This window comes from Ignavibacteria bacterium (assembly GCA_041649015.1).
GTDB lineage: Bacteria > Bacteroidota > Ignavibacteria > Tepidaquicellales > Tepidaquicellaceae > CAIKZJ01.
Genome location: JBAZNU010000003.1, coordinates 365,213 through 381,061 on the forward strand (window position 1 = coordinate 365,213; position 15,849 = coordinate 381,061).

A 15,849-nucleotide genomic window follows, 5' to 3' on the forward strand; every position below is an offset into this window, starting at 1 on the left:
TAAAAATATTATTATTTGAGAATAATATTTCCCAAAATTATTAATATTTGAATTGTAACTGTTACAATAACAAGATATTTTTAAAGATAATTAAATTCACATTATGAAAAATCTTTTACTTGCTATAATTCTTTTCATGTTTTCCTGCAGTTTGATAAATGCTCAGGAAACAGGTGTACTTACAGGAGAGAAGAAGATACTTGACCATTCGGTTTATAACGACTGGAAGCGACTTGAGAATATAAAGATTTCTAATGACGGAAAGTTTACAACTTTTGAGGTTAACAAACAGAAGGGAGACGGCGTTCTTAATCTAAAGAACTTACTGAATGATGAGGAATTAATCATTCCGCGAGGTTACGAAAGTTCGTTTTCTTCGAGCAGTGAATATGCTGTGTTTAAAATCAAGGTACCGGAAGATTCGCTAAGAAAGCTCAAACTTGCAAAGAAGAAGAAAGAAACATTCCCGAAGGATTCGCTGGGGATAGTTTTGCTGAATGATATTAAGAAGCCGGGTTCGAAGTATTCGGGGCTTATCTCATTCAAGCTGCCGGAAGAGAGCAGCCAGCTTGTTGCATTTATGCGGGCACCGGAGGGTATGAAGAAGGATACTGTTTCTAAGAGTGATATTGATGTTTATGAACTGAATGTACTTAATCCCGTAACGGGCAAGAATAAAACATTCAGCAACGTGTATGAATATAATTTTTCAAAGAACGGAGACGCACTTGTTTATTTATCGCTGATAAAGGGCAAGGTTGATACGACAAAAGTATTCGTTTTAAAGAAGGATGCTGAGAATCCCGAGCTGCTTTTTTCAAAAAAGGGTTACGGCAAAGATATTACGGTTGACACAAAGGGTGGGCAGGTTGCGTTTATTCATTCGCCCGATACTGCAAAGGTTAAAAGGTACGGACTTTATTTTGGTGATACAAAGTCAGTCAGTATGATTGCCGATAACAACAGTTCTTTTCTAGAAACAGAATGGGAAGTAAGCCCGTACACTGATTTGATGTTTTCGGAAGACGGCAGCAAGCTTTATTTCCATACTGCTCCAAAGCTGCAGCCGGAGCCGAAGGACACGCTGCTTGATGAGGAAAAGCACAAAGTGGATGTCTGGAATTATCAAGACCCATTCCTTCAGACACAGCAGCTTCACGATCTTGAGAAAGCAAAGAAGCAGAAATTTCTTGCCGTTTATGATATAGGGCAGAAGAATATTTTACAGATTGAAGACGAGAAGTTTGAAACGGTGAAGTATCCGAGGAACGGCAACACGGATTACTATCTCGGCATTGACGAGAATCCTTACAAGCGTTCGCAGTCATGGATTCAGCCGGAGCAGAAGGATATTTATTCTATTAATTTTAAGAATGGAAGCAGGGTGCTTGTAGCAGAAGGCGTGCAGTATAACGAATCGCTTTCGCCCACGGGGAAGTTTATTGCGTGGTTTGATAACGCTGACAGTTCTTTTTACGTTTACAACAATCAGAACGGCACAAAGATGCAGCTTACAAATAATGCAACAGTTAAATTTTATGATGAGCTGAATGATGTACCGAACATTCCCAATCCTTACGGCATTGCGGGATGGACAACGAATGATGAGTATGTGCTGGTTTATGACAGGTTTGATGTTTGGAAAATTCCTACAGGCGGCAGCTCAGAACCAGTAAAGCTTACAAACGGCAGAGAAGGTAACACTGTTTACAGAATACAGAGAATTAATTTTGACTCAACAAACATAGGGCTTGATGAAGTGCTTTTAATAAAAGGAATCAATGAAACAAACTGGAAAGAAGAATTCTGGTCTGCGACTGCAGACAAGGGGTTACAGAATAAGCTGATTGCTCTTGACAACAAGTTTGTTTCTTTATTCAAAGCGAAGAAATCGGACAAGCTCGTATTCCAGAAATCTTCTTACACGGAGTTTCCTGATTTATGGAAATCGGATATGAGCTTTAAAGAAATTAAAAAGATAACCGATGCAAACCCTCAGCAAAAGGAATATTATTGGGGAACGGTCGAACAGGTTTACTGGAAAGACTCGGCGGGCGTTGAGCAAAGGGGACTTCTGCTGAAGCCCGAGAACTTTGACCCAAGCAAAAAGTATCCGATGATAGCCTATTTCTACGAGAAATCATCAGACAGGTTTCATTCACATACCATTCCAAATCCGAGTCGTTCTGTAGTGAACTTTCCGTTGTATAACAGCAACGGTTACATAATTTTTATGCCCGATATATCTTACAAAATCGGATATCCCGGCAAGGGTGCATTCAATGCGATTGTCAGCGGTGCAAAATATCTTGCCGATACATATTCATACATTGACAGGGACAATATAGGTTTGCAGGGTCAGAGCTGGGGCGGTTATCAGGTTGCGTATTTGGTTACGCAGACTGATTTCTTCAAGGCGGCAATGTCGGGTGCACCAGTTTCAAACATGACGAGTGCATACGGAGGCATCAGATGGGAATCGGGAGTGAACAGAATATTTCAATATGAAAGAGAGCAAAGCAGAATCGGCGGAACGCTCTGGGAAAAGTTTGATTTATTCGTTGAGAACTCACCTCTATTCTTTGCTGACAAAGTAAACACTCCGCTTATGATAATGGCTAACGACGGCGACGGTGCAGTGCCGTGGCAGCAGGGGATAGAATTTTTTGTTTCGCTAAGGCGGCTGGGCAAAATCGTTTACATGGTGAACTACAACGGCGACGAACACAATTTAATGAAGTGGCCTAACAGGGTTGATTTATCAATACGCATGAAGCAGTTCTTCGACCATTATTTAAAGGGCGAGCCGATGCCGTTATGGATGAAAGACGGAGTGCCCGCAGTAAAGAAAGGACTCATAAACGGGTACTGATAATCTGTTATAAAGAGATATTCTCGTCTGAAATGTGTCAGAGCTTTTATGGTGTTCAACGATGATGGCTTTATTTAAAAAATCAGCACTAAGACTTACATCTATATTGATTTAAAATTCAATAAATGAAACATGTTCATATAATATTTCAAAATGAATAACTATAAAATCGTACTACCATTGTTTGTTATAATGTTATTATTCTTCGGGTTGTTTCAATCATGCAGCGAGGATAATCCCATAATTCATTCAATGATCCGGTAGTTATTGATAGTAATCTGTTCGATTGGAAATTAGATACTTTTTTAGTTCATCCATTTAAATATTTCTATGTTGCAGATACAAATAATATTTATATTGCTGGAAAACCCGCCTCGGTTCACATAAATAACGGATTGATACAACATATCAATCATAATGACAATGATTTTTATGCTACCTGTATGACAGGTACTAATGCAAATAATGTATTTATAGGCGGTGGTTCTCTTTAGACAAGCAATTCAAAGTTGAAGCGTTGGAATGGTAGCAGTATTGTTGATATAACTATGCCTATTGACTCTTCATTTAGAATTGTTAGAATGGAATCCCTTTCAGATAATGAAATCTGGATGTCAACAGCAAGTAATACGATTTATCAATTCGAATGAAGCAGTTCTTCGACCACTATCTGAAAAGCGAGCCAATGCCCCATTGGATTAAAGACGGAGTGCTCGCTGTAAAGAAAGGACTTATAAACGGGTACTGATGTAAGTAGATATTCTCGTCTGAAATGTGTCAGAGCTTTTGTAATACTTTTGGAATTACTGTAGCCTGTCATCGCTACTCGTGATAGGATGTTAATATAGCAGATTAAACTTGTTGATGAGTTTAAAATTATACTGAGAAGAACTTTTACCGCAATCCACGAGTTAAAAGGAACTGCTATTAAAGAAAAACTTTTACTTCATGCTCATCGCGAATATCACAGAATACAATGCATTAATTATTTTTTTATTTCACTGCGACATTCAGTTCCTGGAGGCAAGCAATTTAACCCCGTAGGCGGATTAAAATTATTATCACGCCATATCTCACGACAACAAGCGCAGGTAATAATTTTTTCAACTTCTATACCATTTTCAAAGCATAAATAGCTCACCAAATCAGTTGGATTTGAACAGATTTGTATAAATGGATTAAATATATTACAACAAGGTAAATTTCTTGTTGAATCTAAGGTCACATTGTTGTTTGCTTTGGGTGTAACATTAGCTTCAGAATGGTTATGGCCAATGAACAGAACAACTATGACACCAGCTAATAAAAAGAAACTTAAAATAATTCTCATATTGACTTGACTTTTAATTAAATATTAATATAATTTTAATTGGAATAAAAATGAATGTCAAGTCAAATTAAATAAATTACTAATACAAAAAATTTTAAAATTATTTAAGGAAATAAGTTATGAAAACAAAACTATTTTTAGTAGCGACAATAATATTTGTACAAATCATGATTTGTGGAACCGCAATTTCACAATCCCTATCATGGAAAAAGTGTTCAAATATCCCTTCGTTTACGAATCCGTACGATGCGTATGACGACATAGCTTTTATAAATACGTTGACGGGATGGGTAAACCATCACAGCGGGAAAGTTTACAAGACAACGAACGGAGGGATTGACTGGATATTAATATTTAATGATTCATCATATTATTTTTCAAATAAACTATCGTTCTTGAACGAATTAACTGGATGGAGCGGATTAACAAATGGTCTTTGTAAAACAACAAATGGAGGTGTAAGCTGGACAAAGCAGAATATTCCATCGATGAGCGGTATATCATTTCCGGGGATATCGGTTGTGAATTCAAACTTAGTTTATGTTTGCGGAAATTCCCAAGGTATACCAAAGATTGCAAAAACTACGGATAATGGAACTACATGGTCTGTTACCAGCATAAATTTGTTATTAAACGGAGTATACGATATTAAGTTTTTTAATGAAAACATAGGATTAGCAGCGGGTTACAAGAACGGAAATTACCTCATAAACTCTAATGGCTCGATACTATATACAAGTAACGGAGGTGCGAATTGGTCGAACAGATACACAACAAATGCTGTGGGAGTTAATGCGTCAAAAATATTTTTTAACTATGACAATTCAGTAGGAGGAGTAGTTATTGAAGGTGCAGTAACACCATCAGTTTTTCTAAAAACATTAGATCAGGGATCAACTTTCAGCGAGATTGCGTTTACTAATTCATCGTACATTTCACAGGCGATTGGTTTCAAGAATTCAAATATAGGTTGGGTAGGAGGTTCCAAATTAACGAATGCTCCTATTTATTATACTGTTAACGGCGGAAATTCTTTTGATACTGTTAGATGGGGACGAAATATTACTTCCTTCGTATTTGTAAATGATACAATTGCCTTTGCATCCGGATATAATATTTATAAGTATTCAAACGGATCTGATGTAGGAATTGGGAATAACAATGAAGAAATCAGAAGTTATTATCTCTCACAGAACTATCCAAATCCATTTAATCCTTCGACTAAAATAAACTATGTGTTACCAAATCGAGGGTTTGTTTCATTGAAAGTCTATGATAACAATGGCAGAGATATACAAACCCTTTTGAATGAAAATCTTAATGCAGGGACTTATAGTGTCGAATTCAACGGAGAAGGATTATCGAGTGGTATTTATTTCTATAAAATAGATGTCCGCAGCAGCAGTTCTTCGATAGGAAAATTTACGGATGTGAAGCGTATGGTGCTTGTAAAATGATTTTGCATAAATAGCCCTTTATTTACATCAACTGAGAATAATTTGCTAAAGTCAGGAAAAGTCGATTTATGTCTCATATCTAAAACGGTACAAAATTTCTTTTCCCCTTGACTTTTCTATCTATTTTTAGAACATTTACTTATCATGATTATTCAAAATAGTCATATTGGATTGACTTGCTGCTTAAGATTTATAAAAAAGAAGCCTACTATAACTTCCTGTAAATACACTTAATTATTTTATCATCCCATAAACGTCCCATGAACATCCCATTAACATGCCTTGTCTATACCATGTTCTAAGCCTGCAGGCAGGATGCCCGTAGTCCGCGCGCAGCCTGCATCAGGCATCAAATATGCAGTAACAAGTATTATTTAAGCTTATTTTATGGAAAACGTACAAAATCAGCATTAAAATGTTAGTTTGGAGACTATATATTCAGGTTTAAGATCTCCCGTGAGGGGGTTGTGGTAGTAAAGAGGGAAGTCAAAGAAAAAGGGTTTGTAACAGTGTTGTTACAAACCCTTTTGGTAAAAGCTAATTATTCCAGCCGGCTTCGCTTTTATATTTTGTGAAATACACAATGATATCGGCTTCGCTCTTGTACTCAGTGAAGTAGATTTGCCAGTCGGCATCTGATTTATATTTAGTATAATACCAAATACCACTCATTGGGGCTGCTTCGCTTTTATACTTACTTTCATAAACAATCAGGTTCGCTTCGCTTTTGTAACGCGAAACATAAATTATCTTATCAGCTTCACTTTTATATTTAGTGATGTAAACAATCTGAGATTGAGCGTCTTTAACTTCGCCGAATGCAAACAAAGCGGCAAAGAGAGTAAATACTAATAAAAACTTTTTCATAGTATTAGAGATTAATTTCAACAAAATAAACTTTATCATCTTTTTGAGCAAGGAATGATATAACCCCTTTTTTATCGTCAAGTTTAAGATTGTTCACAGAATTATATTCGGCAATTTTTTGTCCGTTTTTAAAGAGTATATTATTGCCGGATTTACCATCGGTTCCGTAATTATAACCCGTATAGTAGAAATCATTATTATACATTTTCAAGTCAGCAATGAATTCGAATTCAGGTGATTTCCATGATTTACCTACGGCGTAATACTTGGTGATAGATTCGCCTTCAGCTCCCGTTATATTACTTGTTGCGACATAAACATAGTCGTTGAAATCATTAACGAGCAAGAAAGCAGGTTCGTACTCGCCGACATACATATTATCATAAGGACCAAACTTTTCATTACCAATAATATAATAACTTTTATTCGGGATATTTTTTTCGTAGTCACCGTAAATCATTGCAGTGTAAGAAAGCGTACCTAATTTATTTACGCTAAAAGAACCAATGCTTGAGTATGTATCGTATGATATTTTTGTTTTACCTTTGTACAAAGATGTGTTATAATTAACGTCAGATACGTAATAATATGGAGTATCGTCATTGAAGAAATTTATATTCCAGATTGAGTTTGCAGAAGCAAATTCTTTTCCGTCAATGAACAGTTTGGTTACATAAGTACCATCTTTAAGTGTGTCTGTGCCAGTATAAACAAGTTTGCCCGAGGGGGTGAACAGAATATCATAAGCACCTTTTGAGAAGTTTTTGCTTACAATCTCACTGCCTTTAACAATGTATGCATCAGATGGAAACTCCACGTCGAAATCTTCAGAAGCAGAATAAACAGGAATGTTATCTTTATCAAAAGCATTTGAGAGATATATTGAAGCAAATCTGGAATACTTTTTATCTCCCTGTACGACAAAATAATAATTTTTCCCGTTGACAATTTCTTTTGCGACAAAACATACGTTTCCTTCTTTATCTTCGTAGGTGCTATAATACTGTATTTCATCATAAGGTCCGTATTCCTTCTCACCAACAACGAATACATGTTTACCGTTTTTACTTGCTGCATAGTACTCTTTTCCAGTTTTTGTGAAACCTATTTCGAAAGCGGGTTCACCTTCGCCGTAAACCTTCTTGGCTGCGGCAAGAAAGATAGTATCATAACTTTTGCCGTATTCGAGTTGTTCGGATGCAAAACTATACTTTACCCTTGTGTCCTTACCATTTTGGTAAGCAATAAAATAAATTCCATCATCTTTTTTCACGAGAGGGGTTTGAATGTTGCTGCTTGACAGTATTTCCATACCGTTTCTTAAAAGGAAATAATCAGCAGTGTAATTTTCATCGTTTGAAGTAATGATAGCAACGGCGAAATAGTTTCCAGAGTTATCGTAAACAATATCATATGTCTGGAAATAGCTGTACTCTTTTGAGTCGCCTTTATTGCTAGTGATACGGGTTTTTTGAGTTACGGTATCATAAATTGCGTAAACAAACGAGCCGGTATTTTCGTCATAGTTAAAATCGTACATAGTATATGGGTCTGATTTTAGATTATCATAGACCAGTTTTTCCTTAACATTCTGGGCATAAATGACGCCGGTAAAAAGCACAAGAAATAATAATAGTGTTAGTTTTTTCATGTATTTATTTTAATTATTTGATATGATAATAAACCTTATTTTATCTAATTTGTTCCCAATAACTGAATTTATTTTCATAAAACGCTATACACCGAAGACTGTTACGACAATATTTCTGCTGCCGCCCCTATTTCGATGTTCACAAAGATAAATTCCCTGCCATGTTCCGAGATTAAACCTTCCATTTGTCACGGGAATGTTAACACTTGATCCTATTAATGTAGATTTAATATGCGAGGTCATATCGTCTGAACCCTCGAGTGTATGCAAATAAAAGTCAGAATCTTCAGGAACGGTTTCATTAAAAAACGATTCCATATCCTGTCTGACAGTCGGGTCAGCATTTTCGTTTATAGAAATTGATGCCGAAGTGTGTTTTATGAATATATTAGCAACACCTTTTGTAATGTCGCGTAATTCAAAAAGATTACCCAGGATTTCATTAGTGATAAGATGAAACCCTCTCGGGCGGGATTCTAACGATATTTCTTTTTGAATTAATTTCATGATTCAGATATTACAAAAATATGGGTTTAATCCATAATTTCCTAATCTGATATAATTTGAAAATATGATAGCGAAAACCAAAGAGCAAAATTGAATTGCGAAATGTAATATAAATTAGTATTCTTAGTTGCTGAAAGGAGAACAGCAGAATATTGATTTAAATTAACAATATTTAACAACATTTAAATTTAAAAAGATGAAAAACAATCCTGTAACCTGGTTCGAAATCTATGTCAATGACATGGACAGAGCAAAAAAATTCTATGAAACAATATTCGCAAATGAAATGACCGTTATGGTAGTACCTGAGGGAATGAATTGTAAAATGACGGCATTTCCTTACGTGGAAGGTTCACCCAATACAACAGGTGCACTTGTACAATCGTCAGATATAAAAGCGGGCGGGAACAGCACGCTGGTTTACTTCGAAACGGAAGATTGCCTTGCTGAACAGAACAGAGTGGAGCAAGCCGGTGGAAAAGTTGTGGCGCCGAAATTTGCAATAGGTCAATACGGGTTTTGCACATTATGTATTGATACAGAAGGAAATATGTTTGGACTTCATTCGATGAAATAGAACCGTTTGCAAAATTAACATAATAATCATGGAACAAATAAAATTAGGTGTATTTTCTATTAGTTTAAATGTCAAGAATATTCATTCTTCAAAAGAATTTTATGAAAAGCTTGGCTTTATAGTTTTTGGCGGAAATATAGAACAAAACTGGCTGATAATGAAAAACGGAAACTCAATAATTGGATTATTTCAGGGAATGTTTGAGCAGAATATTATCACATTTAATCCCGGATGGGATGAGAATGCAAAAAACTTAGAGGTTTTTGATGACGTAAGGGTGATTCAGAAACACTTAAAAGAAAACGGAATAAATCTGACAAAGGAAGCTGATGAGACTACTACGGGACCCGGGCACATTACGCTTACAGATCCTGATGGCAACAGTATATTAATTGATCAGCACAGATAGGAAATGAAACATAAAATTATTAATATTCTTTTATTGTTATAAAAATAACAAACTTTTGAAACTTTTTGAATAAAAAGTAATATAATAAGGTACAACTTTAATTAAACTAATAACACATGAACAGATTCAAACACTATGGATTGATACTGCTTGTTATCGGAGTAGTCTCTTTCGGCTTTACTTTTAAAGCAAATATAGGAAATGACTATGTTAATTTTGTTCAATACGACAAAACGACAGTAAAAATTCCTATAAAAATTATAGAAAGAATCAGGAGCAATTTTGTTTCAGCGGAATTACCTGACTGGTCGCAATTATCACCGGAAAAAGACGGGTATGAAGGCACAAGAACCCTTGAGCTGTATGATTACATAAAGACACAGGGAATAGCAGAACCGAAACAGATAATAGTTGCGGTGATGGATTCAGGGTTTGAGATGGATCACCCTGATTTAAAAGCAAACTTATGGAAGAATGAAGCAGAGGTGAACGGACAGGCGGGTGTTGATGATGATAATAACGGATATGTTGATGATTTCAACGGATGGAATTTTCTTGGAAAAGCCGTAGCTTTGAACCTTGAGGTTACGAGAGAATACGCAAGGCTTAAGAAGGAAGGAGTTTCTGAAACAGACCCTTATCACAAGAAGGTAAAAGATGAATATGATGAAAAGAAGGCAGATGATGTTAGCACATATGACTATATAAAGGTACTTTCGGGCAACATGAAAAAGTCGGTTGATGTCCTGAAAGCAAATAATGTGACAACGGACCCAAAGAAATTGATGGAAATTAAAGAAACACTTACGGGTGAATCAAAAGATGCAGCGGAGAGTATATTAGGTTCATATATGCTTATGGGAGTATCGCCTGACGATATATTTGGATATGAAAAAGAATTTGAATCAAAAGTGAGTTTATCTTACGACCTTAATTTTGACCCTTCAAGCGTTATAGGTGATAATTCTTCAGTCCTTGATGAGAAGAATTACGGCGATAATGATCCATCTGTAAAGGTGAGTTCACACGGAACACACGTTGCAGGAATAATCGGTGCAACAAAAAAGGGAATTGGGCAGGCTCCATTTGTAAAGCTGATGTATTTAAGAGTAGTTCCGGCGGACGGTGATGAGAGGGATAAAGACGTTGCAAATGCAATTCGTTATGCAGTGGATAACGGTGCGGATATAATTAATCTCTCTGCAGGAAAATATTTTGCGCCGGGCAACAATCCACAGTATGTTAAAGAGGCGATAAAATATGCAGAATCTAAGGGAGTATTATTTGTCGTAGCGGCGGGTAATGAAGGAACAAACATAGAGACAAGGTTAAACTATCCTCCGAAGTTTTACAGAGAAAATGGAGACATGAAATATTTTAACAACTTGCTTTGCGTCGGTGCGAGTACATGGATGAAGCAATGGAGCACAGAAAAAGACCCATCGAACAAAGCGAGGAAATATGACCTTGCGGCATCGTTTTCAAATTTTTCGGACAAAGTTGTTGATGTTTTTGCTCCGGGAGTAGAAGTAAACTCTACGGTACCCGGCGGTAAATACCAGAGTCTTGGCGGAACATCGATGGCGTCACCGAATGCTGCCGGTGTAGCTGCTATCATAAAGGGATATTTTCCGAATCTTACGGCTTCTCAAATAAAAACGATTATAATGGAGTCAAGCAGAAAGTATAACGGACTTGTTGTAAAATCTAAAGAGCTGGGAAAAGTTGAATTTGATAAGTTATCAAAAACTGCAGGTGTTGTGGATGCATACAATGCATTCATGATGGCACAGAAGATGAAGTAAGATTTATTCGAGATATAAAAGAAAGAGGTGCCTAACAGCACCTCTTTTTGTATGCTAAAGATTTTAAACTAAAACGGATAAAATGCCGCACCAACTCCCAACGAAAGATCAAATATGTTTGACTCTTCGCTTTTAAGCATGAACGTCTCGCGGGCTTTTATATACACGTTTATTCCGATAAAATCACCAAACCCTGCAAGGAGTCCAAACGATATCTGAGGGAACAAGCCTGCTTTTTTAGTATCGGTAAAATAACCTCCTCCAACGTTCATAAGTATGGCGGCAAAATCACGCGCCAGCAGTGGTATGATGTAATCAGCGAATGCTCTTATATGGTTGTTCCTTTCCTCTCTGAAAATATAGGAATATTCAAACCCCATCTTTACTTTTGCACCGGGGAGAATCACGTTCACTTCTTTAGTCAGCCCAAAATAAACTTTGCTGTTTTCTACGACAAGCATCGGATTTAATGGCCAAAACATCATAATTGGTTTATAAAGCTCAAAGTCCTCTGTCTTTTCGAGCGTATTTTTATAAACTGATTTCGAATTATTCTTGCTATTGAAATCAGAAAGCTTTATACTCTGTGTATAAGCGTTTATCGATAATAATAAAAGCAATATAAGAGCTGCTGCTATTTTCATAAAATTTTAAATTTGGTTATCATAATAAATTTAGAATTTTAAAACAAGTTTAAATTTTTTACTTTGAAGATAAGGTTTAGAATTTGAACATTACAGCTCACGAGAAAATCAAACCCAATGAAAGAGTTTATACATTTACATAACCATACACACTATTCTTTACTCGATGCTATTTGCACGGTTGACGGATTAGTTGATGCAGCGGCAGAGAATAAAATGTCAGCGGTTGCAATTACCGACCACGGGGTAATGTACGGTGCTATGGAGTTTTACAATAAATGCAAGAGAAAGGGTATAAAGCCGATAATAGGGTTTGAAGCTTATGTTGCTCAGGGCAGTTCGAGATTTGATAAAACAAAAAGAAGTGATTATGCGTCGGATGTAATAGACACGGAGAATTCTGACGGACTTTCTGTGACGAATATAAATTACGCACATTTAATACTACTTGCAAAAAACGAAACGGGGTACAGAAATCTTCTGAAGCTAAATTCGATAGGGCATACAGAGGGTTTTTACTACAAGCCGAGAATAGACCTTGAAGTGCTTGATAAATACAAAGACGGCATTGTGGCGCTATCTGCATGTGCCGGAGGTGTTATATCGTGTTACATTGTCCGTGACAACTTAGCAAAGGCTAAAGAGATGGCGGGCAAGTACAAGGATATTTTCGGAGAGGATTTCTACCTTGAGATACAAAACCATTTGACTCTTGAATCGGAGAAAAAAGTGCTTCGAGAAATGCCGAAAATTGCGAAAGAATTCGGTCTTAAACTTATAGCAACGAATGATGTTCATTACATTAAACCCGAGCATGCAATTGCGCATAACATTTATCTTCATCTAAGTTCGAAGCAGAACAAGAACATCGGTCCGCGTGATTTAACGACAGAGCTCCGGTATGGAACAGACCAGATTTATTTCAAGACAGCTAAAGAGATGATTGACCTATTCAAAGATTTTCCAGATTCGATACACTCGACTCTTGAAGTTACGGAGAAATGCAATCTTGAAATAGATACAAAAGCAAACCACATGCCGAGATTTCCTATTCCGAAGGAATCGGGTACAAAAACACTTGATGAATATCTCGAAAAGCTTTCCATTGAGGGTATGCACAGAAGGATTAAGAAAATTACTCCTGATGTTGAAGAGAGGCTGCACTATGAATTAGGTGTTATTTCGAAGATGGAGTTCTCGGGTTACTTTTTAATTGTTGCAGATTTTATCAATTCTGCAAAAGCCCGCGGAATTCTTGTAGGCCCAGGAAGGGGCAGCGCAGCGGGAAGTCTTGTTTGCTACTGTCTCGGAATAACGAACGTTAATCCGCTTGAATATAATCTTCTGTTTGAACGATTTTTAAATCCGGAAAGAATATCAATGCCTGATATAGACATAGATTTTCAGGATGACAGACGTGACGAGGTAATACAGTACGCAAAGGAAAAATACGGTGAAGACTCCGTTGCACAGATAATAACGTTCAACAAGCTGGCACCAAGGGGTGTTCTGAAAGATGTGGGCAGGGTATTGAATTTTCCATATAAAGAAATTAATGATTTAACAAAATTAATTCCTATACTATTCGGTAAGGTGAAACCTCTTTCGGAGTGCCTTAAGGAGGTGCCGGATTTTAGCGCATATTTTAATTCAGTAGACGGTGCAGTGAAGCTTGACAGAAGAAGTATGTTTGAATATGCAAGCGTACTGGAAAACCTGAACAAGAACTCATCTATTCATGCATCGGGTGTTGTAATAGCACCATCAAACATTTCAGATTACGTTCCACTCTCAAGAGCAAAAGACCCTGAGAAGAAGGGCGGGGACGAGGACGATCAGATAGTTTACTGCACACAGTATGACATGAATATGCTTGAAGATGCGGGACTTATAAAAATGGATTTTCTCGGACTGAAAGAATTAAAAATAATTGGAAAGACATTAAATCTTGTAAATGAAAATCACGGATTAAATATTACAACAGACAACATACCGCTTGATGATAAGGATACATACGAATTATTCTCTGCAGGAGCGACGGTTGGAATTTTTCAATTTTCAAAAAACAAGATGAGGGAGTATCTTTCTAAGCTTAAACCGAAGGATATAAATGACCTTGCTGCTATGAATGCACTTTACAGACCAGGACCTATGAAACTAATTCCTGATTTTATTGAGAAGAGGTTCGGCAGGAAGGAAATTTCATACCTGCATCCGCTTATGTCGAATGCTTTGAAAGACACTTATGGAATAATAGTTTATCAGGAGCAAGTGATGCAGATTGCCCGCGAAGTAGCAGGGTTTACGATGGCGCAAGCAGATAACATGAGAAAAGCAATGGGAAAGAAGATTAAGGAAAAGATGCAGAAGATTAAGACAGATTTTATTAAAGGTGCCGTTGCGAATAAAGTTGAAAAGAAAATAGCCGAGCAGATATTCACATTGATATTAGATTTTGCAGATTATGGTTTTAATAAATCTCACGGTGTAGCGTATTCAATACTTGCTTATTACACAGCATACCTGAAAACGCACTACCCGCTTGAGTTCCTGGCAATTTCTATGGAAGGCAGGAAGGATGACGAAACAGAACTTCAGTATCTTGCGGAGGAATGTTCACGGATGAAGATACGGCTCAGACAGCCCGATATAAATGAAAGTTTTACTAATTTCAAAGTTAAGTATACGGATACAAAAACGAAGCAGGGAGAAATCATATACGGATTAAGTGCAATCAAGAATGTCGGTGAGAAAGCGAGTGATGATATAGTAAAAGAAAGAGAAAGAAAGGGTGTGTATAAAGGTTTTGTGGATTTTCTTATTAGAGTTGATTTAAGGCTTGTTAACAAGAAAACGGTTGAAGGTTTGATATTTTCAGGTGCTTTCGATTCTATCGAAAAGAACAGGCGTAAGCTTATAGAAAACCTTGAAAGAGCAACGATGTTTGCATCGAGAATAAAAGAGAAGCCTGAGTCGAAAGGACAGCATGGTTTGTTTTCTGATACTCCTGAGCTAAATGGTGTATCTGAATTAAGGCTGGAGGACCATGAAGAATTTGATGAAGTAATAAAATACAATCACGAGAAAGCAGCGCTGGGGTTTTATCTGACAGGGCATCCCCTCGAAAAATACAGAAAGCAGATAGAGAACTTTGTTAACCTGAGCTTTGGTGAAGATATAAACGAAATAGAACCTTCGAAGCTTGACAATGCCCAAATGTGCGGAGTGATAAGCGATTTATCCGTAAAAGAATCGAAGAGAGGAACCAAGTTTGCGATATTCAATTTAGTAGATTTTTACGGAAGAGGGGAGTGCGTTGCATTTTCAAAGATTTATGAATCACGTAAAGATTTATTCAAAGAAAACCAGCTTGTGTTCGTAAGAGGTAAGGCGGAAGAATCAGGTGATAAACTAAAACTTGTGATTGACAGCATTTATTCCATAGACCATTTTCAGGAAACACTCGGGAGCAACATAACCCTGGTACTGGATCCGAAAAAGGTTGGGAACGTGGATATGGAAAGGATAAGAGCACTGGTTGATAAAAATCCAGGGACCTGCGGATTGTTTTTTACCGTTATCGAGAACGGTAAAGTTAAACAATACAGGTCAAAAGAGTACAAAATAAATCTTAGCAATGAATTAATTTCGAACTTGAAAAATATACTTGGAGAAGATAATTTACACATAAACTAACAAACAAAACTTTAAATTAATAAGAAAGGAATAA

General features: G+C 36.7%; 12 protein-coding genes. 7 read left to right on the forward strand and 5 right to left on the reverse strand.

From position 1 onward, the window contains the following. Window positions 1–103 precede the first annotated feature (103 nt). Window positions 104–2,872, forward strand: coding sequence for a prolyl oligopeptidase family serine peptidase (locus WC644_07335; GenBank protein MFA5011755.1), 2,769 nt, complete (start codon window positions 104–106; stop codon window positions 2,870–2,872). Window positions 2,873–3,381: 509 nt separating this feature from the next. After that, window positions 3,382–3,522 (forward strand): hypothetical protein, encoded by a 141-nt coding sequence (locus WC644_07340; protein ID MFA5011756.1) that lies wholly within the window; start codon window positions 3,382–3,384, stop codon window positions 3,520–3,522. A 335-nt stretch (window positions 3,523–3,857) separates the two neighbouring features. On the opposite strand, the gene WC644_07345 is transcribed toward WC644_07340, so the two are convergent. Then, window positions 3,858–4,202: a hypothetical protein gene (locus WC644_07345; protein ID MFA5011757.1), complete on the reverse strand. Its 345-nt coding sequence runs from the start codon at window positions 4,200–4,202 to the stop codon at window positions 3,858–3,860. Between the two features lie 119 nt (window positions 4,203–4,321). On the opposite strand from WC644_07345, the gene WC644_07350 reads away from it, so the two are divergent. After that, a complete protein-coding gene (locus WC644_07350; protein ID MFA5011758.1) occupies window positions 4,322–5,659 on the forward strand; it encodes a T9SS type A sorting domain-containing protein in 1,338 nt (445 codons plus the stop codon). Window positions 5,660–6,196: 537 nt separating this feature from the next. On the opposite strand, the gene WC644_07355 is transcribed toward WC644_07350, so the two are convergent. The 3 genes from WC644_07355 to WC644_07365 form a co-directional block, all read right to left on the reverse strand. Then, window positions 6,197–6,526 (reverse strand): DUF6150 family protein, encoded by a 330-nt coding sequence (locus WC644_07355; GenBank protein ID MFA5011759.1) that lies wholly within the window; start codon window positions 6,524–6,526, stop codon window positions 6,197–6,199. 4 nt (window positions 6,527–6,530) lie between these two features. Next, window positions 6,531–8,177 carry a hypothetical protein gene (locus WC644_07360; GenBank protein ID MFA5011760.1) on the reverse strand — a complete coding sequence of 549 codons (1,647 nt, stop codon included), beginning with the start codon at window positions 8,175–8,177 and terminating at the stop codon, window positions 6,531–6,533. A gap of 84 nt (window positions 8,178–8,261) precedes the next feature. Then, the gene (locus tag WC644_07365; GenBank protein ID MFA5011761.1) at window positions 8,262–8,684 is read right to left on the reverse strand and encodes a secondary thiamine-phosphate synthase enzyme YjbQ; all 423 of its coding nucleotides are present in this window, start codon (window positions 8,682–8,684) and stop codon (window positions 8,262–8,264) included. A 196-nt stretch (window positions 8,685–8,880) separates the two neighbouring features. On the opposite strand from WC644_07365, the gene WC644_07370 reads away from it, so the two are divergent. The 3 genes from WC644_07370 to WC644_07380 all read left to right on the forward strand — a co-directional run bounded on the left by WC644_07370 (window position 8,881) and on the right by WC644_07380 (window position 11,475). Next, complete coding sequence (locus WC644_07370) at window positions 8,881–9,261, forward strand: VOC family protein (GenBank protein ID MFA5011762.1); 381 nt, start codon at window positions 8,881–8,883, stop codon at window positions 9,259–9,261. Between the two features lie 37 nt (window positions 9,262–9,298). After that, complete coding sequence (locus WC644_07375) at window positions 9,299–9,670, forward strand: VOC family protein (GenBank protein ID MFA5011763.1); 372 nt, start codon at window positions 9,299–9,301, stop codon at window positions 9,668–9,670. Window positions 9,671–9,786: 116 nt separating this feature from the next. Further along, window positions 9,787–11,475, forward strand: coding sequence for a S8 family serine peptidase (locus WC644_07380; GenBank protein MFA5011764.1), 1,689 nt, complete (start codon window positions 9,787–9,789; stop codon window positions 11,473–11,475). A gap of 68 nt (window positions 11,476–11,543) precedes the next feature. Here the strand turns inward: WC644_07380 and WC644_07385 are convergent, their stop codons facing one another. Then, entirely contained in the window at window positions 11,544–12,119 is a 576-nt protein-coding gene (locus tag WC644_07385) for a hypothetical protein (protein ID MFA5011765.1), read from the reverse strand. A 117-nt stretch (window positions 12,120–12,236) separates the two neighbouring features. Between WC644_07385 and dnaE the strand changes: the two genes are divergently transcribed. After that, the gene (dnaE, locus tag WC644_07390; protein MFA5011766.1) at window positions 12,237–15,815 is read left to right on the forward strand and encodes a DNA polymerase III subunit alpha; all 3,579 of its coding nucleotides are present in this window, start codon (window positions 12,237–12,239) and stop codon (window positions 15,813–15,815) included. The last annotated feature ends 34 nt before the right edge of the window (window positions 15,816–15,849 follow it).